Source organism: Pontibacter ramchanderi (assembly GCF_002846395.1).
In the GTDB taxonomy this organism is placed as follows: domain Bacteria; phylum Bacteroidota; class Bacteroidia; order Cytophagales; family Hymenobacteraceae; genus Pontibacter; species Pontibacter ramchanderi.
Genome location: NZ_PJMU01000003.1, coordinates 323,401 through 348,849, shown reverse-complemented (window position 1 = coordinate 348,849; position 25,449 = coordinate 323,401). Strand labels below are relative to the sequence as shown.

Sequence of the window (25,449 nt, the reverse complement as noted above, 5' to 3'; positions counted from 1 at the left end):
AGGCCGCTTCTGCATGGGAGCGGCCTTTCTTATGTCTTCTGCGCAGGGAGCTGGCCCATGTTCGTGCGACGATGACTAAAGTTTGTGCTGGTGTAGTGGTTACTTGGTTAGGTATAGCAACTTGATGTATACCCATAGCTATACCTGCATCTACCCCACATTCTAAGAGCGGGAGTGGAAAGTCCTTTTAGAGATAGCAGCGGCTGCAAGTTCCTTTTCTCACATCTCCCGAATTTTAGCTAATTTTGCAGCACTGTGAGAAAGCAAAAGAAGAAGATCAACTTAGAGATACTCGAGAATATTCGAATCGAGGAGATGGTGGCCGAAGGGAAATGCCTGGCCCGCCACGATAACATGGTGGTATTTGTGGGCGGCGTGGCACCTGGCGACGTTGTGGACCTGCGTGTGACCCGCAAAAAGAAAAGCTTTATGGAGGCGGAGGCCATTCGCTTCCACGCCTACTCCGATGTGCGCGTACAGCCTTTCTGTGAGCACTTCGGTACCTGCGGTGGCTGTAAGTGGCAGCACATAGGCTACGAAACGCAACTGTATTACAAGCAAAAACAGGTGCAGGATAACCTGGAGCGCATCGGCAAGGTGGCGCTTCCGGCATTCGACCCAATTCTGGGATCAGCCAAAGACAAGTTTTACCGTAACAAACTGGAGTTTACGTTCTCGAACTACGGCTGGCTGACAAACGAACAGATTCAGTCGGGGGAGGAGCACGAGCGCCGGGCGCTTGGCTTCCACATGCCGGGCCGCTTCGACAAGATACTCGACCTCCAGAACTGTTACCTGCAGCCGGAGCCGTCTAACAGCATTCGGTTGGCCGTGCGCGACTATGCCCGCGCCCATAACCTGCCTTTTTTCGATAAGCTGCGCCTGAACGGTTATCTACGCAACCTCATCATCCGGACAGCCAACACAGGCGAGCTGATGGTGATCCTGCAGGTATACTACGACGACCAGGAGGCCCTGACCGGTATATTGGATCACTTGGCAGCAACATTCCCCGAGATCACTTCGCTGCAGTATGTTATAAATGGCAAAGGCAACGAGACTTTCCACGACCTGGCAGTGGTGTGCTACAAGGGGCTGCCTTACATACACGAGGAGATGGAAGGTATACGCTTTAGAGTAGGTCCAAAGTCTTTTTACCAGACCAACGGCGATCAGGCCTACGAACTCTACAGGCTGACCCGCGATTTCGCTGGCCTGACCGGAAATGAACTGGTTTACGACCTCTATACCGGGGCCGGAACGATTGCCAACTTCGTGGCCCGTCAATGTCGCGAGGTGATAGGTATAGAGTATGTACCGAGCGCCATCGAAGACGCGAAAATTAACTCCCAGATCAACGGCATCAGCAACACCACGTTCTACGCCGGCGATATGAAAGACATTCTGTCGGATGAGCTGATCGAGCGCCACGGCAGACCAGATGTGGTGATCACCGACCCGCCTCGTGCAGGTATGGACGAAAAGGTGGTGGCCAAACTGCTGCAGGTGCACCCGGACCGCATTGTGTACGTAAGCTGCAACCCGGCCACGCAGGCCCGCGATTTGGAGCTACTATCTGAGAAATATGACGTAGCTCGCGTGCAGCCGGTAGACATGTTCCCGCAGACGCACCACGTAGAAAATATTGTTCTGTTAACAGCTAAATAAAAGCGTATGCAAAACGATCCAGAATTGAACGGCAAATACCTTGGTACCATCTCCAAAGATTTTGTGGTGGTGGCCGAGACCCTGCGCGAGGCATCGTATCAGGTGCGCAAACGCGATATTTCCAAATACCCGATCTTCGTTTTCAGCCGGGCAGAAGTGCCTATTGGTGGCTTGCTGCTGGCAAAAGAAGAACTGGCCTTAGAGTGGCACGTGTACGCCTCATACCTGGAAGATTTCATTAAACACCGCCTGGTAGATCCAGAGAAAATAGAGGACTTTCAGGCTGCCTACAAAGACCCGGACGAGTTCTGCTGCCTCTTTGTAGTGGACGGTGAGAACTTTACCAACTTCGTGTTTATACCTTATCCGGAGGATTAGTTTTTTGACAGAGGACTACTTGACAAAAGACAAAGGAATTTCATGGATTCCTGCAAACAAAAAGAGAAGCGGCAGCGCTTCTCTTTTTGTTTATACCTACAAATGGAAAGATGTTGGTCTTTTGTCAAACAGTCCTTTGTCAAGGAGTCAAAAAAGCGCAGCGCTTAGAAATGCTGCCAGCCCTGTGCCTGTAGCGGGAAGGATTGCCCGTGCTTGTTGGCCAGGTTGATGCCTTCGCTCTTGTCGGTGATCTTGCCGATGATGCTGATGTCGGGGTGGTTCTTTACTTTGTCGTAGTCAGAAAGCGGTACCGTGAACAGCAGTTCGTAGTCTTCGCCACCGTTGAGAATGCAGGTGATCGGATCGAGATTGAACTCCATGGCCGCCTCCAGCGTCTGCTCATCCACGGGCAGGTTGTCTTTATAGATCGTGGCGCCCACACCCGATTGCGCACAGATATGGAACAATTCCGAAGCCAGTCCGTCCGACACATCGATCATGGAGGTAGGCTTGATGCCGCGCTCCTTCATGTCATGAATCACATCCATGCGCGCCTCCGGGCGCAACTGACGGCCCACAATGTACTGCTTGTCCTCAAGCTGCGGTTGCATTTCGGGGTCTGCCATAAAGGCCTGCTTCTCGCGCTCCAGAATCTGTAGGCCGAGGTAAGCAGCACCCAAATCGCCGGTCACGCATATCAGATCGTTTTCTTTGGCGCCACTGCGCAACACGGCATCACCTTTGGCCACTTCACCAATTGCCGTGATACTGATCACCAGGCCGGTGCGGGAAGAAGTGGTGTCGCCGCCTACCAGGTCCACGTTGTAGTTTTCGCAGGCCAGGCGCATGCCTTCATACAGCTCCTCCACCGCCTCAACGGTATATTTTGCCCCTAGTGCAATGTTCACGGTGATTTGGGTTGGCTTGGCATACATAGCCGCAATATCCGAAACATTCACCGCCACGGCCTTGTAGCCCAGGTGTTTCAGTGGGCAAAAAGTGAGGTCAAAGTGCACACCCTCCAACAGCATATCGCTGGTCACCACAATCTGTTTTTCGCCCGGCTCCAGAATGGCCGCATCGTCGCCAATGCCTTTGATAGTGGAAGGCTGCTGCAGTTCGATCTTTTCCTTCAATCGCTTGATCAGGCCAAACTCGCCTAATTCACTAAGTGGGGTATAGTTGCTCATTTTATTTCTACTTTATACCTGCAAAGGTACGCAATTTATAAGGTATAGGAGTAATCCATCCCTTGCGGAATTCCTGCACGATATTTAGCTCAGAAATAGTAGTTTTGCAATTGGCTCCTGCCCTGAGCAGGAAGGTATAGAAGAAATGCCTGCAGCGGTGCTCGGGCAAGGTATAAGCTGATTCGATGAAAATGAAAAATAAAGTGGTGCTCATAACGGGCGGTACATCAGGTATAGGCAAGGCACTTGCATTTGCCTTCGGCAAGGCAGGGGCAAAAGTGGCGTACTCGGGCCGTAAACAGCAGAACCTTGACCAGACCGCGCAGGAACTGACGGCGGCAGCTATAGACAACCTGGCCATCAACGCCGATGTGAGCGTGGAGGCAGACTGTGAGCGCATGGTGACCGAAACCGTGAGCAGGTATGGCCAGCTGGATGTTCTGATCAACAATGCGGGTATTTCCATGCGGGCGCTTTTTCAAGACCTGGACCTGGATGTGCTTCGTAAAGTAATGGACATCAACTTCTGGGGAACGGTATACAGTACCAAGTTTGCCTTGCCCTACATTCAGGCGGCCAAAGGCTCAATCATTGGCATCTCTTCCATAGCCGGTTACCGCGGCCTGCCTGCACGCACCGGTTACTCAGCTTCGAAGTTTGCCATGCACGGCTTCCTGGAAACGCTCCGTACGGAGTTGCTGCATTCCGGCGTGCATGTGCTCATCGCCTGCCCGGGTTTCACGGCCTCCAACATCCGCAACACGGCCCTGGCCGCCGATGGCCAGCAGCAAGGTGAAACCCCCCGCGACGAGCAGAAAATGATGAGTGCCGAAGAGGTAGCCGATCGCATCTTGCAGGCCACCATCAAACGTAAGCGCGACCTTGTGATGACCACCCAGGGCAAAATGGCCGTTTGGGTGAACAAACTCTTCCCAAGCCTGGCTGATAAACTGGTGTACAATGTGATGGCGAAGGAGAAAGATTCACCGCTTAAGAAGTGATTTTTCGTATCAGGTAGCACGACTTCTTCAGCGAGAATCTGACAAAGGATTATTTGACAAAGGACAAAAGACTTTTATTGCTGTTTCAGATTTGCAATCCTGATCCATCTGTTTGGCGGATTTATAAACTGCTTGCTTACCAGTAGCAATAACCTTTGCCAGACGGATTACAAATCCGCTCGTTATGAACTTTCGGACTTTAAATCCGAAAGAGCGGTCGTTTGCTGCAGTATTATACCTTTGAACGAAAGTCTTTTGTCAAATTTTCCTTTGTCTTTTGTCTCCACCTACGGTAGTTCTAGCAGGTTGTGCTTCCGCACATAAGCTTTCTCGCCTTTCCAGCGTATCTCGTACCAGATGTCCTGCTCACCTATGATGGGCACTTTATGGCCCTGCGACACGGTAGCCAACCAGGTAGCACCAGCCGATGGGGCCGACATGATTGCCACCTGGTCGTTGCGGATAATGCCCGCGTCGCCCAGGTTGAGGAAGTTGATGTAGTAGAGGATAAAGAGCAGGTATAGCGTAAAGCCTACCTTAAAGGTACGGCTGAACCGGTGCCCTTTGCGCCAGCTTACAAACATGACCGTTACAGTTACGACAGCCACCAGTAGCATAAACTCCAGAATGCGCATGTAGTGTTTGCTGAACTGGGTTTTGAAGAACTGCAGGTCGTTGTATTCGTAGCCACTCAGGCGGTGCGTCTGGCCGAGTTCCTCCATCTTTTTTAAGACCGAGCGGCTGGGCTGTTTCTTGTAGAAGAGATGCAGGTAATACATGGCTCCGGTATAGTCGCGGGCGCTTTCCTTGATGTAAGCCATCTTGAGGAGCATCTGCGGCGTGTATACCTGTTGGTGCTGCAGCAGCGAGTCGTAGATCGTAAATGCCTCGGTATACTGCAGGTTATTAAAGAGAGAATCAGCTTGAGAGAGCGCTTTATTATCTGTCTGACTATAAACTGGTTCGGTGTTGAGCGCCAAAAAAAGGAGCAAAAAACCAGAGAATTTGAACCAAAGATTTTGCATTTAAACAGATAGCTATTACTTTTGCAACGCAATTAAGGGAAACGCCCTTGGGAATGCAAGTTAGTAAAAAGATTCTGTAGCTCAGCTGGTAGAGCAATACACTTTTAATGTATGGGTCCTGGGTTCGAATCCCAGCGGGATCACAAATACGAGTGCTTTTTTTCCGATAAAGTACTTTTCAATCAACTAACACATAGTGCCGATTCTGTAGCTCAGCTGGTAGAGCAATACACTTTTAATGTATGGGTCCTGGGTTCGAATCCCAGCGGGATCACTTCTAAAAAGCCTCAAACCTGTGTTTGGGGCTTTTTTTTATTTCTGCCAATCTCAAACGCAAACCCTTTGGGCAATTTTGAGTTTAAATGCCTTAGCGTACTTAATGTCTAACTATGGAAAACTTTGTCAAGCTACAGGTACCGGTTACGATCTCTTACCCCGCTCTGGAAAGTGTGCTCAAAAAACAACTGGTAGGTGAGTACATTCCCAAGCCATCCGACGACACTGAGGCAACGGCATACGCCCAGATACTGGATGTCGGGCTGGCGGGCAGCAGTGCCGGGACAGGCGAAATCATCCTCCGGGTCAGGATCCGGATTTTGCGAACCCTCCTCAAGCGCGATAATGTGGACTTGTATGTGCAGGCAATGCCCGGCTACGACAACACAACCCAGCAGGTATACATCCGCCGGTTCAACATGCAGGCCCAGACGAGTAGTCGGTTCTACAATTCCTCGCTCGAGGTGTTGATTAACAAAGTGGCCTATAACCAAATCATCCAGAAGGCAAGGGTTAACCTGACAGACATTATCGGTGCTGAGCTGATCAAGGCGAACGGTATGCTGGCAACAGGTGTGGAGGTGAAAGGGCTGAAACTGACGGGAGAAGTAGAGGAGGTGCGCGTGCAGGATATCACCCCAAAACCCAACCGGATGTTCCTGAACCTGGAAGTGCAGGCCAAAGTAGAAGTAGATGTCGTTGACCTGAGCGAGCTGCTCCCTGCTTAGCCAGTATAGTCGGTTTGTCTGGTAAGTTTTTAGTCGGTTGCTGCACTTTATTTTCCGGAGGGAGAAAAAATAGGGGCTCACTAACAGCTTGATGCTAAGGAAGATTAAACCAAAACAGAGCGCTAGCGTTTTATACAGATACCTTGTGAAGAGCGAATATAAGCGGCAGGGTTTGCGAATTAAGTAAAAAGCCCTACTTTTGCACTCCCTTCACGGGAAAAATATAGTACTGATTCTGTAGCTCAGCTGGTAGAGCAATACACTTTTAATGTATGGGTCCTGGGTTCGAATCCCAGCGGGATCACTTTAAGTCGAAAAGGCTGCTTACGCAAGTAAGCAGCCTTTTTATTTTTTATAGCACATGGTATAGCCTATTCGGTTTTATAGAGCGTTTCGAAGAGCTTGTACTTGTACTGCTTGTACTCCTGCAACACGGCCACCATGGCAAAAAGGGTGAGGGCGATCACAACAGGGTATACCATATAAAGCATAGGGTGCAGCAAGGGCAAAAACAGCAGACCCAGCAGCAAAATAGAAATGAAGCTGTACAGGTATGAGGTTTTGGCACTGAAGCTCAGAATGCCGCCCTTCACCATTTTAGGGCTTGTGAACGAAGCAATAATGCCAATCGGGGTAAGCACCATGACGGCAGCGGCATACATCAGCAGAATGAAGGTGGCCTGCTCGTGGTTGAAGAAAGCGACATACAGCACGACTATGGTAGCGTCTATCAGAATCGGCATGCGCAGCGGCAGCAGGCTGGCTTTCAGAAACTCTTTGTAACTACCGGTGGCGCGCTCGGTCGTCAACCACAGGTTCTTGTAAAATCCCCACACATTGTTGAACACATAGGTATAGATCACGAGCGGACCCACGAACAGCCAAAGCGTGACGTTCTTATCCAGCATGTGGATGCCCTTGGCCGTGTATACCGTAGCGTCGATGCCGAGCATGAGCACTTTAAAGCCCAGGCCGAACAAGAGCAACTGCTTAGCCATTTTGTGGTTCTTGAAAAGACGCCAGCCCAGGCTACGCCGGGCATCGTTGCTGTAGCTGACAGTGCGGCGCTTCGGCTCATAGGCAGCTTGCTCCAGCAGGTAGTTCGCAATTAAAAATGCCGTCAACGACAGCAGGTGCACCACAAGCATCATCCCGGAATATACCGGCTCGAACATAGGAGCGCGCGCCTCTACGGCAACAAAAGCACCTGCCATCACCACTGCTCCCCAGAAAGCACTGCTGCGCCAGTTGATGCGGCGCTCAATGAACACCTGCAACGAACGCCTGGTGATGTGCGCCGTCAGAAACACCAGGAAACTCTGGGCAAGGTGCAGCACCGTGTAGTCAGACGACATCATGAAGAGCAGCAGCAGGAAATTGAGCAGCACAAAATAGAACGGCGATACCAGCTCCACGACTAGCTCCGTCCAAAAGCGTTTGAGTGGTTTAACTGGGTAAATGCGGTTAATGAAATCTGCCTTCGGGATGTAAGCCGGAAAGAAGCCACGCAGGATGGTAAAAGCCAGTAGCAGCAGGTTGGTATAGCCCAGCATCTGGTTCACATCCATGTTCAGGCCACCCTCGCGCGACTGCTGCAGCAGGTAGGTAAACAGCCAGGCGTAAAAAGCCGAGAGCACAATGCCCAGTGCAAGCAGGAGTACCCGCTGCACTTTCTTATGCCGGAAATAGCTGTTTAGTCTTGCTTTGCAGGAATATAAAATCAGATCCATTTTCTAAGTTGAAAAGTTCAGAAGTTAGAAAGGTAGAAAGTCGAAGAGTCAGAAAAATGACTTTCTAACTTCCCCACTTTTTAATTTTCTAACTTAATTCAACATCCAGTCGATGTCGGCCTCGGTAGTGGTGTGGTGCGGCTGTAGCAGCTGGAACAGGGCCTGATCGATAAGGGCCTCGCCATTCATGGTAAACTCCTGCACAGATCCGTTGTACATCAGCTGTCCATCGTTGAGCACCCCAATGTGCGTGGCAACACGCTCCACATAGTTGAGGTCATGCGATGAGATGAGCACCACGCGGTTTGGTGTGCTGTAGTTTCGGATCAGCTTCACGAGCAGCTGGGCCGCTATGGGGTCGAGACCAGTGAAGGGCTCATCGAGAATAAGGACACGTGGTTTGTGCAGGATGGCAGCCACAATGCCTACCTTCTTTTTCATACCTGTGGAGTACCCCGCAATGTTCTTGTGCAGCGACTCGCGCTCCGAGAAAAAGTAGTTGGTCAGGCTGGTGATGCGCTGCTGTGCTTCTTCTTGGGGTAGCTTGTAAAGCTTTGCCACAAAGTTGAGATACTCCAGCCCCGTAAATTCTTCGATGAGGGGATTGTCTTCGCAAAGGGCGCCCAAGTCCTGCTTTACTTCCAGTGGGTTATTCTGGTAGTCTTTGCCATACAGCGAAATGGTGCCGCTGTCAGGTTTTATGAGATCGAGAATGCTGTTAAGGAAAGTGCTTTTACCGACGCCGTTTTTGCCGAGCAGGCAGTAGCATTGGCCTTGCTCTATGGTAATGTCTAGCGCCTGTAACACATGCTTGTTGCCATACGCTTTGGATAGTCCTTTTATCTCGATGCTCATACACTTTCCTGGCTAAATATTGTAATATAACTATTCTTAATGGAGGTATAAATTTAGCTATACCCCCGAAATAGTCCAAGCTTTAAGCGCTAAAATTAAGCCTACAGCTGATAGTCTCCCCAAAACTTTATGCGCTTTGCATTTAAGCAACAGTGTTAGCTATGCAGAAGGTTTCGGTATCTCCTAAATGTTTCCTGTTTTCTGTGGATCTGTTCCGCAATATTTTCACTATTAGTGCTTTATAATTTATTCGTCATCTAAACAACTAAGTTGGTGGGAAGTTTTTAGGCTTATCTAAAATATATATACCCCATATCTAAACTTTTATTTAAGTTTGCCTCGTATTGTGTAATAGTTAGCTTAAAAGAATATGAGGCAATGGTATCTAATGTGTGTGTTGTTGATCATTCCCTACATGATCAATGCCCAAACGGGTAAAGTAAAAGGGCGGGTGATGGCGGGAGAGTCCCCGGCAGCTTTTGCCAGTGTAGGTTTGGTTGGGAGCAACACGGGTACGACGGCCGATGAGCGTGGGCATTTTGAACTCGACCAAGTACCGGCAGGCAAGCAAATGGTCCGTGTGTCGGCCATAGGGTTTAGGGTGCAGGAACTGCCGCTAACAGTGCAGCCAGGGCAGGTGAGCATGCTGCAGGTACGTTTACAACCACAGGATGCTCGTCTGCGAGAGGTGGTGGTGAGTGGTACCATGCGCGAGACTTACCTGATGGAGTCGCCGGTTCCAGTAGAGATCTATACTCCCAGGTATTTTCAGAAAAACCCGACACCGGCTATATTCGAAGCGCTCGAGATCGTGAATGGGGTGCAACCCCAGATCAACTGCAACGTGTGCGGCACCGGCGACATTCATATCAACGGCATGGAAGGCGCCTATACCATGGTGCTGATCGACGGGATGCCGATTGTAAGTGCCCTTTCCACGGTCTATGGCCTGAGTGGAATTCCGAACAGCCTGATTGAGCGGGTGGAAGTGGTGAAGGGACCGGCCTCGACCTTGTATGGCTCCGAGGCGGTGGCAGGGCTCATCAACATCATCACCAAAAGTCCAGCTACGGCTCCGCGGCTCTCAGCAGACCTCTTTTATAGCTCGCACCGTGAACTGAACGCCGATGTAGGGTATAGCAAGCGCTGGAACCGGGCTTCGACTTTGCTCAGCACCAACTATTTCCGGTTCGACGACAGGCGCGATGTGAACCAGGATAATTTTACGGACATCCCGCTGCAGCACCGTCTTTCGATTTTCAACAAGTGGAGTCTCGACCGTCCGCAGGGCAGGGCAGCTAGCCTGGCGGCCCGCTATTATTACGAAGACCGATTTGGGGGGGAAATGCAATGGCAGCCTGCTCACCGGGGAGGCGACCAGGTATACGGCGAGTCAGTCTACACCAGTCGCTACGAAGTGCTCGGGAATTACCAGTTGCCTATACCTGAAAACCTGCAGCTGAGCTTTTCTTACAACGATCATCAACAAAATGCCGCTTACGGCGAGACTGTTTACAAAGGGCACCAGCGTGTTGGCTTCGGGCAACTGGTATGGGACCGTGAACTGGGCGAGAAGCAGCAACTGTTGTTGGGCGCCACCTACCGCTATACCTGGTACGACGATAACACGCCTGCCACCGGGCAGGGAGAGGATAACGAGAACCAGCCGGACCAGACCTCGCTTCCGGGTGCCTTCGTGCAGCACGAGTTAAAGGCATCGGAAAAATATACGCTGCTCTCCGGCTTGCGCTACGACCTGCATTCGGCACACGGCGGTATCTTTTCGCCAAGGCTGAGCATGCGCTGGGCTCCCGACCCGGACAATATTTTCCGGCTGAGCCTGGGCAATGGTTACCGGGTGGTCAACCTGTTCACCGAAGATCACGCTGCCCTTACCGGTGCCCGCGAAGTGGTGATCCGCAGCGAGTTGAAACCAGAGCAGTCCTACAATGCAAACCTGAATTACCAGCGCTACATACCGCTCGGGAGTGGTTTTATCAACCTGGAGGGATCCGCCTTCTATACTTATTTCACCAACAAGATCGTCGCTGACTTCCTGACCAACAACACACAGATCATTTATGACAACCTGAGCGGACATGCAATCTCCAAAGGTCTAGCGCTAAACACGGAGCTGGCTTTTACGTTCCCGCTGCGGCTGCACGCGGGCGTTACACTAATGGATGTATACCAGGTGCAGCGCTCGCAGGAGGCGGGTAAGGAGCGGGTTCCGCAGCTGCATGCACCACGCTTTTCAGGCACTTTCACGGCCTCATACCAGTTCCGGCAACTCGGTCTGACGCTGGATTATACCGGTAGCGTAAAAGGCCCGATGCACTTGCCGGTACAGGAAAACGACTTCCGGCCAGAGAAATCGCCTCTGTTCAGTCTACAGAACCTGCAAGTTACCAAGCGCATGGGAACAGGGTTGGAGGTATACAGTGGCGTCAAGAACCTTTTCAACTTTATGCCCATGCACCCGCTCATGCGGCCTTTCGATCCGTTTGACCGCCAGGTGGGAGTGGATAACCCTTACGGGTACAGCTTCGACACAGAGTATAACTACGCCCCCATGCAGGGACGACGGTTTTTTCTGGGCATTCGCTATACCTTGCCGCAGTAAGCTAAGTGTTTGACCTTGTGAATGCTATTGGTTGAATTGGCGTTCTGGATGAAAGATTTGCAGGAGAATAGCTGCAGAAAATTGTTTTGGCACACAAAAGGCAGTTGCAATTCTCAATTCTGCAATTTACTTTTGCAAACCTAATCAGCTGCGCACGTGGTGAAACTGGTAGACACGCCATCTTGAGGGGGTGGTGCCTTCGGGTGTGGGAGTTCGAATCTCCCCGCGCGCACATCAAAAGCTCTGTTCTTAATTGAATGGGGCTTTTTTGTTTTAAGGGCCTTTTTTAGCTTTCCTATTCCTATCTTTTGATGACCTATTCGGTGACCTAAAATGTAGAGGTCTTTTCGGTCACTGGATTAATCTTAAATGATTGATCCATTTGTTCTAGTGACGATATGTATTCCATAGGAGTGTTTTTCAGAGGTGCCATGAATCAAGATTAGTAAAGGCCCGGTAGTGACTTTTCTAATCCAGCGGTTCCATTCCTATACCTTCCGCTCAAACGGATTTTCGGGCTTTACCAGCATAACTTGCTCACGCTCCACCACCACGGCACCTGCGGGGGCACCCTTCGGTTTGCGTACCCATTTTTTGGGCGTGTAAAGCACGGGACATAGTGAGTCGCTTTTGCGCTTGCTGTAGTAGGCGGCCAGTTGGGCGGCCTTCTCGAGCACGGTAGCAGGTATAGCTTTACCTGCCTGGTATTTGATCACCACATGCGAGCCCGAAACATCCTTGGCATGCAGCCAGATGTCTTCTTTGTAGGTATGACGCTGGGTGAGCAAGTCGTTGTTCTGAGCGCTCTTGCCAACCAGTATCTTAAAGCCCTCGGTTTCAAATAAACGGAAAGGCGCTTCCTGCTGAGCTTGCTGCTTGGTGGTGAGCAGATGGGCGTACTCTTTCAGGTATAGCTTGAGCGCTTTATAAGTTTTCACTTCTTCCAGCGCCTGCAGTGCGTCTTCCAGCACGATGGCTTCTTCAAATTTGCGCTCCTGTCGCTCCTCCAACTGTGTAATTTCTACGTGCTGCTTTTTGGCTTTCCGGTACAGGCGCTCGGCTTGTTTCTGGGGCGTTTCACTGGCTTTGAGCTTGAACTTGCGCAGTCGGTCGGTGTAGAAGTCGTAAAGGTCAACTTCGCTGGCGCGTGGCGGGATGTTCGTGAGGTTGGCCATGATGATGTCGGCGATCTGAGAGTAGGAGCGGCCGTGGCGCAGCTCGTGCAAGCGGGCTTCCGTTTGCTCCAGTATGGCCTGCGTGGCACGCTGCTTCTTCAGGAGTTGCTGCTGGGTCTGTTCAAAGAGCCGTTCAAAGCCAGTCTCGCTCAGGTAACTGCGCGTAAAGCCGTTCAGCGCCTCCATCGGACTGCCGTATACCTGCAGCACTTCGCCGAGTTGGAGCAGCGAGAGCCGCAATTTGCCATTTAGTCTGATTAGGTAATAGGCTGCCGGCGCGTCGAGCTGCTCGAGCATGGCCTGTACCAGTTCCCATTTCTCCTCTAGGGAGGCGGTGTTGTACCCTTGTTGCGCCAGGTATAGGGCAGGTAGATCCCCGAAGGTTGGGTATACCTGGCGTAAATTGCCATCTGCAGCGGCGAAGGCTTCGAAATTCTGACGAATGGGACGATCCATCTGTAGCGGGTCCAACTCCAGGTCGGCACCGAACTTCTTGTGGAAAAGCTTCAGCGGTTCTTCATCCTGAAAGAGCACGATGTTGGAGCGGTTCCCGAAAAGCTTGAACAACAAGGTATAGCCCTGGCTCAGCTTCAGGTAAAAGCTGCGTTCGTTCAGGTGCTGCACCACCTGCTGCACAGTTTGCCCCAACAGTTCACCAAACAGGTTAATGGTATTGGCCCTGGCCCGTTTAAATTCGGTGGGGAATGATAGCGTGGAGAAATGGGCGGTAAGCGAGGCCCGGACGTACAGTTCCCGTTCCCCATCGGAAAACCCGATCACCAACTCATCCTTATTTTGGCTGAAGCAGGTAAGCACCTCCATACCTACGAGCTCGCTTTGTAGCTGCCCGGAGAGTTGCCTTAAAAAGTAGTAGTTCTGGTGCATGGGTTAAATTGACAGACGACGATGTGACAAACGACAGCCTGGTAAATAGATGAAGAAACTTTTCGATAAATAAAAGAGTGACTTTCCAGATGAGGTCTGTGTGCGTTTACATCTACATCAAAACACTTTTACAAGAGTCCTTTGTCTAAATGTCCTTTGTCTTTTGTCAAAAGAAAAAGCTATACCTCGATCTGCAGGCCGTCGTAACCTAGTCGGATAAAGTCGGGGAGGGTGAGCTCTACCTCGCGGTGCAGGCCCAGCAGGTGGCTGATGTGCGTGAGGTAGGCGCGTTCGGGTTGCAGGTCCTCGAGCATCTCAACCGCCTCCTGCAGCGAGAAGTGCGATATGTGCGGCTCCTGACGCAGGGCGTTGAGCACGATCACTTTAGAGCCACGCACTTTTTCCTTTTCAGCCTCGGAGATATAATTGGCGTCGGTAATGTAAGTGAAGTCGCCGACACGGTAGCCAAGCACCGGCAGCTTGTAATGTTTCACCCGGATAGGTATAAACAGAACCCCATCTATATCAAAAGGCTCCTCTGTAATCGGGTTTAACTCCACGCGCGGTATGCCGGGGTACTGTATACCTGAAAAAATGTAGGCAAACTCCCGCTTGAGCTGCTCCAGCACCCGTTCCTCACCGTAGAGCGGCATGTCTTTGTGCTGCGAAAAGTTATAGGCGCGGATGTCGTCGAGGCCGGCGGTGTGGTCTTTGTGCTCGTGTGTGAACACCAGCGCGTCGAGCGTGCGGATGCGCTCGCGCAGCACCTGCTGCCGGAAGTCGGGGCCGGAGTCGATGATGATGCTCTTGCCGGCCACCTGCAGGTGCACCGACACGCGCAGGCGCTTGTCCCGGTAGTCAACAGAACGGCACACTTCACAGGAGCAGCCGATAACCGGTACGCCCTGCGAAGTGCCCGTGCCTAGAAGCGTTACTTTCAATTGGTTCTTTTCTGGTCGCGGATGTCCTGGTAAAGCTGGCGGTTTTTCTCAGTCAGCAGGCTTTCATCCACGTTAATGGTTCTCAGAATGTCGTAAAGGCAGTTGATCTTTCCCTCCAAACTGAAGTACTTGTTCACGACAGCTACCTTCATGTCTTTGAGCACACAGTAGCCCGCTTTAAAATTCCCCTTCTCGTAGCGCAGCACAAAATCCGACTCCGCAAAAATATCCTCCAGCTTATTTAAAAATGGCCGCGTGTACTTCAGCTCCATCTACAACTCTCCAGTGTGTTTTTTTACCGTTTGCACCAGCATGTCAAAATCAAGTGGCTTCGGCAGGTACTCGTTGATGCCCACTTCCTTGAAGTCGTCCATGGTATAGTTGTTGGCGTTGCCTGTTACCGCAATGATTGGAATTTTAGAGATCTGCTCGTCTTTGTGCGCGCGGATTTCCTTGGAGCACTCCATACCGTTTTTGATCGGAATGTTCAGGTCCATCAGGATCGCATCAATCTTATTGTTTTCTACCTGCTTGATCACTTCGCTTCCGTTTTTGGCCGTCAGGATCTTGTAGTTCTGAAGCTCCAGAATTTTCTTTGTCAGGTTCAGGATCACAGAGCTGTCTTCTGCAATCAGGATGGTTTTGTTGTCTGCCATGGGTCTAATAAACTATAAAATGATCTCTTTATAAGTTTTGCGGTAGTTTTCGTATTGAGCCAGCAATTTCGCAAAATTATCTCCTACGCTATCGTACTGGTCGTGTTTAATATCGTGCTCCAGGATTTTGGCCAGTTCTGCGACCTGGTTTATACCAAGTGTAAAGCCGGTTCCCTTTAGCTGATGCAATGTACTTAAAATACTTTTGTATTGTTGTGCCTCCATCTCTTTTTTGGCCTCCTCGAGCAATTCGCCGGCTTCCTGCTCAAATTCCACATACAATTGGCGGGCAAAATCAGCCCCGCCAATCTCTTTGAGCTGCTCTGTTATGGACAGGTCGATCACCGGCACGGCTTCCGCCTCCGCATCGTTTTCCGTCGCGTTGGTCAGGCCGCCGGCATTCTCGCGCTTCCAGTTTTGCTCGTGCCAGCGCATGATCACCTTATACAGGTCTGAGCTTTTCACTGGCTTGGAGATGTAGTCGTCCATTCCCTGGCTCATGAACTTCTCGGCATCTTCGCGCATGGAGTAGGCGGTCATGGCCACTACCGGCGGACACGCATTGCCCAGTTTTTCCTTGATGATGGTGGTAGCCGTTATGCCGTCCATCTCAGGCATCTGGATGTCCATGAACACCATGTCGTAGCCGTTGTTAAGGGCACGGTCAATGGCCTCGTAGCCGTTCGAGGCCACGTCGGTGCGGCAACCCAGGCGCTCCAGCAGTTTGAAGGCCACTTTCTGGTTAATTTGGTTATCGTCTACCAGCAGCACGTACGGTTCAAAATCCAGTACCTCGGCTTCGGCGTTCTGCAGCTGCATGCGCTGTAGTTGTGCCTCTACTTCTTCGCTGTTGGCTTTTTTTACTTTTATCGTGAACCAGAAGGTACTGCCATCGTTTGGTTTGGATTCCACCCCAATGCTACCGCCAAGCAGGTGCGTGAGCTGCTTCGAGATGGCCAGGCCAAGGCCCGTGCCGCCAAAGGTTTTGGTAGATGAGTTGTCGAGCTGCGTGAAGTCAGTGAAGAGCAGTCGCTGGTCATCTTCGCTTATACCTATACCTGAGTCTTTCACGCGCACTTTCAGCATGTACTCCTGGCCCTTTTTCAGTGGCTCGGCATCTACGTGTATGCTCACCTCGCCTTCGTTGGTAAACTTAATGGCGTTGGAGGTGAGGTTCGAGAGCACCTGCAGGAAGCGTGTTTCGTCGGTGAGCACGTAGCGCGGTGTCTCCGGCGTAACGGTATAGGTGAAGTGCAGGTCTTTCTGCTGGGCGCGGTTCGCGAAGAGCGAGTGGATCTTGTTGAGCGTGTCGTGCACGTCCATGCCGCTCTCATGCAGCACCAGCTTACCGGCCTGCATTTTCGAAAGGTCCAGAATATCGTTTAGGATGGCCAGCAGGGCATCCGAAGACTTGCGCAGCGTGTCGATGTACTCTTTCTGTTCCTCGTCCACCACAATCTGGCTCAGGAGATCGATCATACCAATAATACCGTTCATCGGCGTGCGCAGCTCATGGCTCATGTTGGCCAGGAACTGGGTCTTTACCTTGAGCAGGTTCTCTGCTTCTTCCTTGGCTTTGAGCAGAGCTACCTGTGTGCGCTTCAGTTCCGACACGTCACGGAGCACACCCTCCATACCTGCCGGGTTGCCCTCCTGGTCGTAGGTGAGGCGGGCATCCAGCAGTACGGTTTTCGTGGTGCCGCCTTTGCAGATCATCTCTATCTCAAAATCTCGGATGCTCTGCTGTTCCAGTACCCGCTCCTTCACCAGCGCCCGGTCAGCCGCGTTGGCATACAACTGCTCTGACGACATGTGTTGCACTTCTTTTTCGTTGTAGCCCAACAGGTTGTAGACTGACGGGCTCACCAGTTCGAAGGCACCGTTCATGGTGGTACGGTAGTACACGTCCTGGAACGACTCGAATATGCTTCGGAACTTCACCTCGCTCTGGGCCAGTGCCAGCTGCGAGCGTTTCTTGTCTGTGATGTCCAGGGCTATACCTGAAATCTCCTCAAAGCTGCCGTCCTCCAGGTAAATCGGGTTCAGGTATACCTCCCGCCAGCTTTCCGGATTGTGCAGGTGCACCTCAAAGTGCTGCGGCTGCCCCTGGAAGGCCTGCATATACCTTTCTTTCCAGAACTCAAATGTGTTCTCATGGAAGCTCACTACATTATCATCGTTCAGCCTGGTATAGAGTTCCAGTTCCCGCCCGCTGCGGTTAAAGAAGGCTGTCGCGAAGTTCTGGTTAAAAGAGGTCAGCTCGAAATCACGGTTAAGCGACCACATGTGGTGCGAACCAGACTCAAAAATAGCGTTAAGCCGTGCGTTTTGGTTGTTGATCTGCTCTTCGTTGCGCTTTCGTTCAATGGCGAGCGCCACCTGGTTCGAAATAAAGTGCAGGATCTCGATGTCGGTGTGCACATAGGCGTTCGGGTCCTGATAGTCCTGCAGCGTGATCACCCCGATGATGCGGTCGCCGATGGCCAGCGGGGAGCAGAGGATCACCTCCGGAATAGCGCCATGTATGGTGATGTTCTGCTCTTTGGCCAGATCGAGCAACTCCGATTTCTGCATGTAAAGTGGCTTGCCCGTCTCGATTATGTACTCAGACAGGCCATGCGAGAATTGCCTCCGCATTTGCGTCTTAGACGACTTGTCTACAAACTGATCGACAAGGTAGGCGAAGTGCAGGTGGCGGTGACTGTCGTCGCAAAGGGCAATATAGATATTGCGCGTCTCGATGATCTTGCTCAGCTCGCGGTGAATGGCCGAGTAGAGCGAGTTGAGGTCCTTGCTGCTGATAGCCAGGTTGGCGATGCTGTAGTATACCTTCTGCAGGCGCTCGGCCTTGATGCGGTCGGTGATGTCGTGCAGAATGGCGCGTGTAGCCACCGGGCGGCCGTCCTGCCAGCTGCAGGTGATGGAGCCGATCAGGTGCACCGGCTTGCCCGCCTTGGTCAGGAACACGGTCTCCATCTTGTTCACGTTCTCGCCTTTGTACAGGTTGCGCAGCTGGTAGATCAGCTTGGCCTTGTAGTAGGGATGCACAATATCGTTGAGCGTGAGCGACTCAATGTCGTAATCGGTATAGCCCAGGCGGTCTTTCCAGGCTTTGTTTACAAAAATGAACTTGTTGTCGACGGAGATATTCTGGATCAGGTCGTGCGCATTGTCAAAAAGGTCTTGCAGGCGAATCTTGTTGTCTTTCAGGGCCTCCATGGCGATGCGCTTGTCTGTCATGTCCTTGCCCACGCTGGTGAGGCCGATCAGGTCGCCCTCCGGACCATACTCAAACATGCAGTTCCATCGCACGGTCTTCACCTGGCCCGTCTTCGTCACCAGGTCCCGTTCGTAGTACGAGTTCAGTTGCCTGGTTTCGATCGAGCGCCTGAAGTCGGCGTAGCGGGCCTCGCGATCAGCCTCTGGCACCAGCAGCTCATAGAAGTTCTGCCCGATCAGCTCTTCGCGGCTATACTCCACATAAGTCAGGAAATAGTCGTTAGCGTAAGCGATGTTTCCTTCTGTGTCGAGGCTATAGTAGATCAGGTTAACCTTCTCGAGGAAGCTGCGGAAATGGGCCATCGATTCGCGGGCAATCTCTTCGCGGCGCTTCGAGTTCTGTACCTGTTTGCGCTGGGTGATATCGCGCTTGAACACCAGGATATGGTAGACTCCATCGATCATCACCCGGTTCAGGTTGAGCTCAGTGTCCATGGTGGTGCCGTCTTTCCGGATGTTTTTCCAGTCGACGGTGATCGGCTTTCCGGTTGCCATCAACTGATCGATCAGCATGGCGGTCTTCTCAGTCGATCGCATGCCGTCCGGCTGGTACTCCGGCGAGTAATCCGACGGCGACTTGCCCACCAACTCGTCGCGGGTGCAGCGAAAATACTCCAGCGCCTTTTCGTTGCAGTCCACTACAATACCGTCCCGGAAAAGCAGGATGGCATCGTATGTAGACTCGAACATGATTTTATACTTGTCCTCGGTGTAAGAGAGCTTCAGCTGCAGGTCGTGTTTGGCAATGTAGTTACCAATGGCGCCCCCGATAAAATCGAGCAGCGACATAAACGATTCGGTGATCTTGGCATCATGGCCGGGCCATACCAGCAGCAGGGCCGTCAGGCCAGCCTCCGAGCTAACCGGTAGCACCGTCAGGTGCTGCCCCAACAACTTTTCGGTCTGCTGTATAGTGTCGTGCAGGGCTTTGCGGCGGTCGGGTTGCGCAAGCAGTTCGGCCTGGGCTTGCGGCATCGGGATCGAGGTTGGCAGGCTACCCGACAGTGTTTCGCCGGTGCTGAAAGAAAGCAGCACCTTGCCTGCTGCCGCGTCGTAGGTATAGACCGCCCCGCCTACGATATCGGTCTTGTCAAGCAGTTCGTTCAACGTGGAGCGTAGCACATCCTCGCGGCTTTCGGAGCCAGACAGGTTGGTGATAAGGTGGTTAACGAACTCGAGTTGGTGATTGCGGAAGCGCACGTTACGCTCAGCACCAACCACTTCGTACAGGTTTTTGGCAGAACCAAAGATCACCGTCTGCCCATTGAAGCTGCCTTTTTTAAGGGAGATCTCCACAGGCATCAGCTCCTGGTCGGTTTCGCGCAGCCACCACTCAAAGCGCTGCGGCTCGCCTTTCAGTGTGTTCTGCAGTTGGTTGCGCAGGGCAACCCGCTCAAACAGATTCAGCTCGAACTGCTTGAAAAGTGACTTACCAATGATCTCTTCCTTTTTCAGGCCTACCAAATCGGAGGCGCTTAGGTTGATATCGATAAAAATGCCGTTGCGGTCCAGAACGAAAAGCGGTTCTGCACTATCGTCGAACAGGTTATGGTAACTGGAGTCGGTGGCTTCTGTAATGTTGCTCTCCGGGATGTCAAGGTATAGAAAAGGCAGCCCCTGAAACTGCAGTTGCTGGCAATGGAAGGTGCACAGGTCATTCCGGCGGTCCCTCACTTCGCCGGTCACTTTATCTTGCTGAGCCAACGATACTTTAAAAGCCGCAAAATCGGTTTCGCTTTCCAGCCCCATCAGCGGACGTAACGAGGCGCCTTGCGCTACAGGTAAAATGGTTTCGGCTTTGGGGTTAGCCGCCAGCAGCTCCCCGGTGGCAGAAGCAACAAGCAAGGCATGGTCAGCAGGGTAGAGCTGGCTAAGCACCTGTAGCAGGTTCTCTGCCATAGTTGTCAGGTTTTCAGTAGTTTGTCGGCTAGGTATCAGTGGCATCCGGTGTAGATCAGTTGTCGTTTAAACCCATAAATTAGTAAAAAAACACAAGCAATAGCATTTTTGCTTCCTGAATAACAAGAAAGGAAGTTAATTTGTGGCATATTCTTCAAGTAAATCGTCTTACCCGCCCATGCCTGCAGTACAAGCCCCCCGTTTTCTGATCGTAGTTGTAGGTCCTACGGCCGTGGGCAAAACCGACCTGTGCGTGCGCCTGGCCCAACATTTCGGCACCGAGATCGTGTCGGCCGACTCTCGCCAGTTTTACAAGGAAATGTCGATTGGAACGGCCAAACCAACTCCCGAGGAGCAGCAAGGTATACGGCACCATTTTGTGGACTCGCACCCGATCACGGAAGTATACAACGCAGGTGCCTATGAGCAGGATGTACTGGCTTTGTTGGAGCGGTTGTTTGAGCAGCACCAGGCGGTGATTCTGACGGGTGGGTCGGGACTGTACGTACGCGCCGTAACAGATGGGATGGACGTGATGCCGGAAACAGACCCCGCCGTGCGCGAAAGCCTAACCTCACGTTACAAGCAGGAGGGACTACAGCCCCTGTTAGAGCAGTTGCAGCAACTCGATCCGGCCTATTACGAGCGTGTGGACAAGGCCAACCCGCAGCGTGTGATCCGTGCGCTGGAGGTGTGCCTTTCAAGTGGGCAGTCATACTCTGATTTCCGGAGATCAGAAGCCCATGAGCGCCCTTTTCACATCATTAAGATTGGGTTGAGCCGCGACCGACAGGAGCTATACGAGCGCATAGACCGCCGCATGGACCTGATGCTGGAGCAGGGGCTGCTGGAAGAAGCCAGGGCACTATACCCATACCGCGACCACAACGCGCTGCAAACAGTCGGTTACAAAGAAATATTTGATTATCTGGATGGGCATTACGATTGGGAGGAAGCCGTGCGCCTTCTCAAGCGCAACAGCCGGCGCTACGCCAAGCGCCAGCTCACCTGGTTCCATAAACACGCCGACTATACCTGGTTTCATCCACAGCAGTGGGAGGAAATACTGACGTTCATCAGAGAACAGATGATGCAGGTGACTTAACAGGTATAGGTGTAAAAGCAGCGAAGCCGGCACAAACAGTGACCGGCTTCGCTGCTTTCAGGTATAGCTGTTTTAAACCGACAGAATGTCCACCATTTTGGTGAAGTTCGGGTTGATGAGCTTTTGTTTGGTAATGGTCTCGATGAATGGGGTGTACACGAGCTCCCTGTTGATGATGCCGGCCATTTCGTTGGTGCGGCCCTCCAGCAGTCCCTCCACACAGGCAATGCCCAGTTGGCTGGCCAGCATACGGTCGGCAGCGGAAGGAGCCCCACCACGCTGTACGTGACCCAGTATGGTTACGCGCGCATCCATGTCCGGTATCTGCTGCGATACCTTGGCTGCAATCTCGGTCGCGCTTCCCTCTTCGTCGCCCTCGGCCACAATTACAATGAAAGAGGTTTTAGAGCGTCTCCAGCCCGCCCGCAACTGGTCGATCACATAGTCTATGGAGGTGTCAGTTTCCGGGATCATCACGATCTCAGCACCGCCGCCAATGGCGCAAGGTATAGCAATGTAGCCAGAGTCGCGGCCCATCACCTCCACAAAAAACACACGCTCATGGCTGTCGGCCGTGTCGCGGATCTTATCGATGGCATCGAGGGCGGTGTTAACGGCCGTATCGTAGCCAATGGTATAGTCGGTGCCGTAGAGGTCGTTGTCGATGGTGCCCGGTGCGCCGATGGTTGGGATGCCGAACTCCTCGTAAAAAATATTAGCTCCGGTAAAGGTACCGTCGCCGCCAATAGCCACCAGCCCTTCGATTCCGTGCGCTTTCAGTTGCTCGTAGGCTGCCTGCCGCCCTTCTTTGGTAGTAAATTCTTTGCTGCGGGCCGATTTGAGGATCGTGCCGCCTTTCTGTATGATGTTGCTCACTGTCAATGACTCCATCTTAAAGATGTCGCCTTTGATCATGCCGTTGTATCCTCTTCTGATACCGTACACTTCCAAACCGTTGTACACGGCCGTTCGAACGATTGCGCGTATGCAGGCGTTCATGCCCGGCGCATCGCCTCCTGATGTAAATACTCCTATCCTCTTCATAAAGAGTTGCTGTTTAATGTGTTCCCTGTAGTAGCTGTTGGTCAGCCTCGTACGATAGATCGCCGCAATAACCGCGGCGGTTTTAATGAATTCGCAAGGTATACATTTGTTAATTTAAGTGGAAATAAAAAAAGAATACAAAATAATAACTCATAAGATAGCAAAAACCGTATGTAAATGCACCGTTGGCTGCAGACTTAAAACTGGGAAAATACGTTTCTACTGTAGCTGCTGCAAAATTAGCTGCCTGGGTATAGCCGTATTTTGTGCAGCCGTTATTTTATTATTATGAAATTGTACTAGTCAAAAGGGAGCTGTATGTTTAGTTTTTTTGAAAGCGAGGCAGAAAAGAAATTAAAGAGCCACATCACCAACCTGGGTGCCCTCGCCAAGGCAGATGGCCACATGGATCCCACCGAGATGGAGTTTATTATTTCGATCGGCAAACGGCACGGCCTTAAACCCAGCGAAGTGCGTAACCTCCTCTCCAATGTGCAATCCGTAAAACCGCAACTGCCCACCAACGATGCCGAGCGATTCGACCAGATCTACGACCTGGTGGAGATGATGCTGGCCGATGGCATTGTGGATGAAAACGAAATGGAGTTCTGCATCAACATGGCGGTGCGGCTCGGTTTTAAAAAGTCGATCGTTGGGGTGCTGGTGCGCAGAATCTCTATTGGCGTGAAGGACGGGCTCTCCCGCGAACAGATCCGGGAGGATGCGCAATCCTTTCTCAATTACTAATATCACAGCATGAAAAACCAGCGTTTGTGGAACGGGGCCATCCTGGGAGTTTACGCGGTGGCGCTGTTGCTGATGGCGTACTTCTTTTTTGCACACGAGCTACAACTGGTCTCCTACGAGGCCACCTTCCTCTCCGATGATTTTATCCTGCGCTTCTTTGCCTTCTGGTTCATCAGCTTTTTGCTGACGATCATGGTATACCTGCTCAACCTCAGCCTGAATTACTTCTGGCTCCCACGGTCTGAGAAAATAGTGGCCATGCAGGCTGGCAAACTGACTTTGGCTGTGGGTATATCTGCTGCTTTTTTTGCCGTGGTGCTGGTTGCACTGGGCGGGCTGCAGTAAATGCCTTTACATTGGCCAGATCATGGGCACCATCACCAGGATGACGACCACCAGCAGTAAGGTAAGCGGGGAGCCAATCTTTATAAAATCCAGAAAACGGTACTTACCGGGGCTGTAAACCAGGATGCAGGCCGGCTCGAATGGCGTGACCAGCGACACGGAGGCTCCCAGCATAATAGCAATGGCGAAGGAACGCGGGTCGGCGCCCAACTCCATGGCGGCACGCAATGCCACAGGTATAACTACCAGGGCGGCCGCCGCATTGGACATGGGTTGGGTGAGCAGAACAGTCAGGATCACGAAGCCCGCCAATATACCTGTCCTACCGCCAATCGGCTCCATCACATCCACTATACCTTGTGCCAGAAAGTCGGCGGCACCCGAGTTTTCCATGGCCGAACCAAAGGCCGTCATACCCCCGATCAGGATAAGCAAGCGCCAGTCAATAGCGTTGTAGGCTTTTTCTGTGCTGATGGCCCGCAACAAAATGCTCACGACGGCCGCCGACAAAAAGGCAATTGATAAGGGGAGCAGTTGCAGGGTGCCCGCCAGAATGGCCAGCGCAAAACTGATGATCACGATCAGGCCCTTTTTCTTTTTGAAGAGCACCGGCTCAAACTCATCGAGCACGGCAATGTGGTTAGAGTTGCGGACCTGCTCGAAGCGCTCAGGGGCACCCTGCACCAACAGCACGTCGCCCATGTGCAGGGTAATGCTCCCAATCTTGCTGCGCAGCGTTTCGCCATGGCGCGACACGGCCAGCACTACCAAGCCAAAGCGCCGCAAAAATTCAACTTCTTTGATGGTACGGTTGATCAGGTTCGACTGCCGGGTGATCATAATCTCCGCCAGCCGGATGTTTTCCGTCTCCAGGTCCTCCGAGATCAGCGCATCAGCCATAATCTGTATACCTTTGGTCTCTTTTACCTTCATCAGGGTGTCCACATCGCCTTCCACCAGCAAAATGTCGTTGGCCCGGATGCGGGTACGGAAGTCGGGCAGGAAGTTTTCTTTAGAGCGGATGACATTGAGCATGCGCAGGTTGAGGGTGGTCAGATCGGAGGCAAAAACCAATTGCCCGACGAGCGGTGAGTCTGGCAATACCACCACTTCCGTTACGTATTTCTGCAGCTTATACTCTTCGGCCAGCTCCTGGTCGGCGTGGCTGGGCAACATCCGCTGCCCGATCGTCATCATGTAGATCATACCGACCACGAAAATGATAAAGCCTATACCTGAGATTTCGAACAGACCGATCGGCTCCAGGCCGGCCTTGGCAATGTAGCCGCTCACTGCCACGTTGGTGGACGTGCCGATCAGGGTGCAGGTGCCTCCCAAGATGGCCGCATAGGCCAGTGGCATCAGTAGCTTGGACGCACTCAGGTTGATGCGTTTGGAAAGGCCGACTAGTGGCGTAATGAACATGGCCGTTACGGTGGTATTGTTCATAAAAGCCGACACAACACCTGTAATCAGCATGATCGTGAGCAGCATGAGGTTGTTGCTCTGCTTAGCCAATCGCACCAGCCGTACCACGGCAAAGTCGAGAATGCCGGTCTCTTCGAGGGCCGCGCTGAGTATAAAGATAGAGGCGATGATGATGATGAAGTCGCTGCTGAAACCGGCAAAAGCCTCCTCCGGACTGATAATGCGCAGACCCGCCAGTATAATCAGGATGAGCAGGGTTACCAGCTCCACCGATAGCTTTTCGGTGGCGAACAGCACAACCGCTATCACCAGCAAGGTCAGGACAATGGCTATTTCCATAGAGGACGTTTGGGAAGGTACACCGACTAAAAGGTGTAGCAACGGCTTTTACGTGACAAAGCTGCTCCAGATGGTCTCTGTAGGGAAAATATTTTTAACTCGGGTCCGTTATACCTGTTCTGGTCTATTCTG

General features: G+C 52.0%; 20 protein-coding genes and 4 tRNA genes. 12 read left to right on the top strand and 12 right to left on the bottom strand.

Going from position 1 to position 25,449, the window contains the following annotated elements:
- Nucleotides 1–255 precede the first annotated feature (255 nt).
- Both rlmD and BD749_RS14105 read left to right on the top strand, forming a co-directional pair.
- A complete protein-coding gene (gene rlmD / locus BD749_RS14110) occupies nt 256–1,668 on the top strand; it encodes a 23S rRNA (uracil(1939)-C(5))-methyltransferase RlmD (protein WP_101445406.1) in 1,413 nt (470 codons plus the stop codon).
- A 6-nt stretch (nt 1,669–1,674) separates the two neighbouring features.
- The gene (locus BD749_RS14105; protein WP_101445404.1) at nt 1,675–2,046 is read left to right on the top strand and encodes a hypothetical protein; all 372 of its coding nucleotides are present in this window, start codon (nt 1,675–1,677) and stop codon (nt 2,044–2,046) included.
- 164 nt (nt 2,047–2,210) lie between these two features.
- On the opposite strand, the gene thiL is transcribed toward BD749_RS14105, so the two are convergent.
- Together thiL and BD749_RS14095 are read right to left on the bottom strand one after the other, a co-directional pair.
- Nucleotides 2,211–3,236, bottom strand: coding sequence for a thiamine-phosphate kinase (gene thiL / locus BD749_RS14100; protein WP_101445402.1), 1,026 nt, complete (start codon nt 3,234–3,236; stop codon nt 2,211–2,213).
- 7 nt (nt 3,237–3,243) lie between these two features.
- Nucleotides 3,244–3,450 carry a hypothetical protein gene (locus tag BD749_RS14095; RefSeq protein WP_101445400.1) on the bottom strand — a complete coding sequence of 69 codons (207 nt, stop codon included), beginning with the start codon at nt 3,448–3,450 and terminating at the stop codon, nt 3,244–3,246.
- Between BD749_RS14095 and BD749_RS14090 the strand changes: the two genes are divergently transcribed.
- Nucleotides 3,428–4,237 carry an SDR family oxidoreductase gene (locus BD749_RS14090; protein WP_101445398.1) on the top strand — a complete coding sequence of 270 codons (810 nt, stop codon included), beginning with the start codon at nt 3,428–3,430 and terminating at the stop codon, nt 4,235–4,237. The genes BD749_RS14095 and BD749_RS14090 overlap by 23 nt on opposite strands.
- Nucleotides 4,238–4,524: 287 nt before the next feature.
- Here BD749_RS14090 and BD749_RS14085 read toward each other — a convergent pair whose 3' ends face one another.
- On the bottom strand, nt 4,525–5,262 hold the full coding sequence (locus BD749_RS14085; RefSeq protein ID WP_101445395.1) for an SH3 domain-containing protein: 738 nt from the start codon (nt 5,260–5,262) through the stop codon (nt 4,525–4,527).
- A gap of 70 nt (nt 5,263–5,332) precedes the next feature.
- On the opposite strand from BD749_RS14085, the gene BD749_RS14080 reads away from it, so the two are divergent.
- The 4 genes from BD749_RS14080 to BD749_RS14065 all read left to right on the top strand — a co-directional run bounded on the left by BD749_RS14080 (nt 5,333) and on the right by BD749_RS14065 (nt 6,570).
- Nucleotides 5,333–5,405: transfer RNA gene (locus tag BD749_RS14080), tRNA-Lys, on the top strand.
- 58 nt (nt 5,406–5,463) lie between these two features.
- Nucleotides 5,464–5,536 (top strand) — tRNA-Lys (locus BD749_RS14075).
- A 115-nt stretch (nt 5,537–5,651) separates the two neighbouring features.
- Entirely contained in the window at nt 5,652–6,266 is a 615-nt protein-coding gene (locus BD749_RS14070) for a DUF4403 family protein (RefSeq protein WP_101445393.1), read from the top strand.
- Nucleotides 6,267–6,497: 231 nt separating this feature from the next.
- A tRNA-Lys gene (locus tag BD749_RS14065) sits at nt 6,498–6,570 on the top strand.
- 67 nt (nt 6,571–6,637) lie between these two features.
- On the opposite strand, the gene BD749_RS14060 is transcribed toward BD749_RS14065, so the two are convergent.
- Together BD749_RS14060 and BD749_RS14055 are read right to left on the bottom strand one after the other, a co-directional pair.
- The gene (locus BD749_RS14060) at nt 6,638–7,996 is read right to left on the bottom strand and encodes a hypothetical protein (protein WP_101445391.1); all 1,359 of its coding nucleotides are present in this window, start codon (nt 7,994–7,996) and stop codon (nt 6,638–6,640) included.
- A 93-nt stretch (nt 7,997–8,089) separates the two neighbouring features.
- Nucleotides 8,090–8,851, bottom strand: a complete 762-nt coding sequence (locus BD749_RS14055) for an ABC transporter ATP-binding protein (RefSeq protein ID WP_101445389.1) — start codon at nt 8,849–8,851, stop codon at nt 8,090–8,092.
- Between the two features lie 370 nt (nt 8,852–9,221).
- Here BD749_RS14055 and BD749_RS14050 point away from each other — a divergent pair, with 370 nt between their 5' ends.
- Both BD749_RS14050 and BD749_RS14045 read left to right on the top strand, forming a co-directional pair.
- The gene (locus tag BD749_RS14050; protein WP_101445387.1) at nt 9,222–11,474 is read left to right on the top strand and encodes a TonB-dependent receptor; all 2,253 of its coding nucleotides are present in this window, start codon (nt 9,222–9,224) and stop codon (nt 11,472–11,474) included.
- Between the two features lie 150 nt (nt 11,475–11,624).
- Nucleotides 11,625–11,706 (top strand) — tRNA-Leu (locus BD749_RS14045).
- Between the two features lie 256 nt (nt 11,707–11,962).
- Here BD749_RS14045 and BD749_RS14040 read toward each other — a convergent pair.
- The 5 genes from BD749_RS14040 to BD749_RS14020 all read right to left on the bottom strand — a co-directional run bounded on the left by BD749_RS14040 (nt 11,963) and on the right by BD749_RS14020 (nt 20,309).
- Nucleotides 11,963–13,534, bottom strand: a complete 1,572-nt coding sequence (locus BD749_RS14040) for an NFACT RNA binding domain-containing protein (protein ID WP_101445385.1) — start codon at nt 13,532–13,534, stop codon at nt 11,963–11,965.
- A 179-nt stretch (nt 13,535–13,713) separates the two neighbouring features.
- On the bottom strand, nt 13,714–14,475 hold the full coding sequence (locus BD749_RS14035) for an MBL fold metallo-hydrolase (RefSeq protein WP_101445382.1): 762 nt from the start codon (nt 14,473–14,475) through the stop codon (nt 13,714–13,716).
- A complete protein-coding gene (locus BD749_RS14030) occupies nt 14,472–14,747 on the bottom strand; it encodes a hypothetical protein (RefSeq protein ID WP_101445380.1) in 276 nt (91 codons plus the stop codon). The genes BD749_RS14035 and BD749_RS14030 overlap by 4 nt, the downstream gene beginning before the upstream one ends.
- Nucleotides 14,748–15,131 (bottom strand): response regulator, encoded by a 384-nt coding sequence (locus BD749_RS14025; protein ID WP_101445378.1) that lies wholly within the window; start codon nt 15,129–15,131, stop codon nt 14,748–14,750. It abuts the gene before it with no gap.
- 12 nt (nt 15,132–15,143) lie between these two features.
- Nucleotides 15,144–20,309 (bottom strand): PAS domain S-box protein, encoded by a 5,166-nt coding sequence (locus BD749_RS14020; RefSeq protein WP_245869229.1) that lies wholly within the window; start codon nt 20,307–20,309, stop codon nt 15,144–15,146.
- A gap of 178 nt (nt 20,310–20,487) precedes the next feature.
- On the opposite strand from BD749_RS14020, the gene miaA reads away from it, so the two are divergent.
- Nucleotides 20,488–21,414 (top strand): tRNA (adenosine(37)-N6)-dimethylallyltransferase MiaA, encoded by a 927-nt coding sequence (gene miaA, locus BD749_RS14015; protein ID WP_101445373.1) that lies wholly within the window; start codon nt 20,488–20,490, stop codon nt 21,412–21,414.
- A gap of 72 nt (nt 21,415–21,486) precedes the next feature.
- Here miaA and pfkA read toward each other — a convergent pair whose 3' ends face one another.
- The gene (gene pfkA / locus BD749_RS14010; RefSeq protein ID WP_101445371.1) at nt 21,487–22,458 is read right to left on the bottom strand and encodes a 6-phosphofructokinase; all 972 of its coding nucleotides are present in this window, start codon (nt 22,456–22,458) and stop codon (nt 21,487–21,489) included.
- Nucleotides 22,459–22,776: 318 nt separating this feature from the next.
- Here pfkA and BD749_RS14005 point away from each other — a divergent pair, with 318 nt between their 5' ends.
- Together BD749_RS14005 and BD749_RS14000 are read left to right on the top strand one after the other, a co-directional pair.
- A complete protein-coding gene (locus BD749_RS14005; RefSeq protein WP_101445369.1) occupies nt 22,777–23,205 on the top strand; it encodes a tellurite resistance TerB family protein in 429 nt (142 codons plus the stop codon).
- Between the two features lie 9 nt (nt 23,206–23,214).
- Complete coding sequence (locus BD749_RS14000; RefSeq protein WP_101445366.1) at nt 23,215–23,550, top strand: hypothetical protein; 336 nt, start codon at nt 23,215–23,217, stop codon at nt 23,548–23,550.
- Nucleotides 23,551–23,556: 6 nt separating this feature from the next.
- On the opposite strand, the gene BD749_RS13995 is transcribed toward BD749_RS14000, so the two are convergent.
- On the bottom strand, nt 23,557–25,317 hold the full coding sequence (locus tag BD749_RS13995; protein WP_101445364.1) for an SLC13 family permease: 1,761 nt from the start codon (nt 25,315–25,317) through the stop codon (nt 23,557–23,559).
- Between the last annotated feature and the right edge of the window lie 132 nt (nt 25,318–25,449).

Excerpts from the sequence above, each read along its gene's own strand:
- pfkA (WP_101445371.1), bottom strand. The coding sequence starts at position 22,458 with ATGAAGAGGATAGGAGTATTTACATCAGGAGGCGATGCGCCGGGCATG.
- BD749_RS14030 (WP_101445380.1), bottom strand. The coding sequence starts at position 14,747 with ATGGAGCTGAAGTACACGCGGCCATTTTTAAATAAGCTGGAGGATATT.
- BD749_RS14090 (WP_101445398.1), top strand. The coding sequence starts at position 3,428 with ATGAAAAATAAAGTGGTGCTCATAACGGGCGGTACATCAGGTATAGGC.
- BD749_RS14000 (WP_101445366.1), top strand. The coding sequence starts at position 23,215 with ATGAAAAACCAGCGTTTGTGGAACGGGGCCATCCTGGGAGTTTACGCG.
- BD749_RS14095 (WP_101445400.1), bottom strand. The coding sequence starts at position 3,450 with ATGAGCACCACTTTATTTTTCATTTTCATCGAATCAGCTTATACCTTG.
- BD749_RS14060 (WP_101445391.1), bottom strand. The coding sequence starts at position 7,996 with ATGGATCTGATTTTATATTCCTGCAAAGCAAGACTAAACAGCTATTTC.
- BD749_RS14070 (WP_101445393.1), top strand. The coding sequence starts at position 5,652 with ATGGAAAACTTTGTCAAGCTACAGGTACCGGTTACGATCTCTTACCCC.
- BD749_RS14055 (WP_101445389.1), bottom strand. The coding sequence starts at position 8,851 with ATGAGCATCGAGATAAAAGGACTATCCAAAGCGTATGGCAACAAGCAT.
- BD749_RS13995 (WP_101445364.1), bottom strand. The coding sequence starts at position 25,317 with ATGGAAATAGCCATTGTCCTGACCTTGCTGGTGATAGCGGTTGTGCTG.
- BD749_RS14085 (WP_101445395.1), bottom strand. The coding sequence starts at position 5,262 with ATGCAAAATCTTTGGTTCAAATTCTCTGGTTTTTTGCTCCTTTTTTTG.
- BD749_RS14050 (WP_101445387.1), top strand. The coding sequence starts at position 9,222 with ATGAGGCAATGGTATCTAATGTGTGTGTTGTTGATCATTCCCTACATG.
- BD749_RS14105 (WP_101445404.1), top strand. The coding sequence starts at position 1,675 with ATGCAAAACGATCCAGAATTGAACGGCAAATACCTTGGTACCATCTCC.
- miaA (WP_101445373.1), top strand. The coding sequence starts at position 20,488 with ATGCCTGCAGTACAAGCCCCCCGTTTTCTGATCGTAGTTGTAGGTCCT.
- BD749_RS14040 (WP_101445385.1), bottom strand. The coding sequence starts at position 13,534 with ATGCACCAGAACTACTACTTTTTAAGGCAACTCTCCGGGCAGCTACAA.
- thiL (WP_101445402.1), bottom strand. The coding sequence starts at position 3,236 with ATGAGCAACTATACCCCACTTAGTGAATTAGGCGAGTTTGGCCTGATC.
- BD749_RS14025 (WP_101445378.1), bottom strand. The coding sequence starts at position 15,131 with ATGGCAGACAACAAAACCATCCTGATTGCAGAAGACAGCTCTGTGATC.
- BD749_RS14020 (WP_245869229.1), bottom strand. The coding sequence starts at position 20,309 with ATGGCAGAGAACCTGCTACAGGTGCTTAGCCAGCTCTACCCTGCTGAC.
- BD749_RS14005 (WP_101445369.1), top strand. The coding sequence starts at position 22,777 with ATGTTTAGTTTTTTTGAAAGCGAGGCAGAAAAGAAATTAAAGAGCCAC.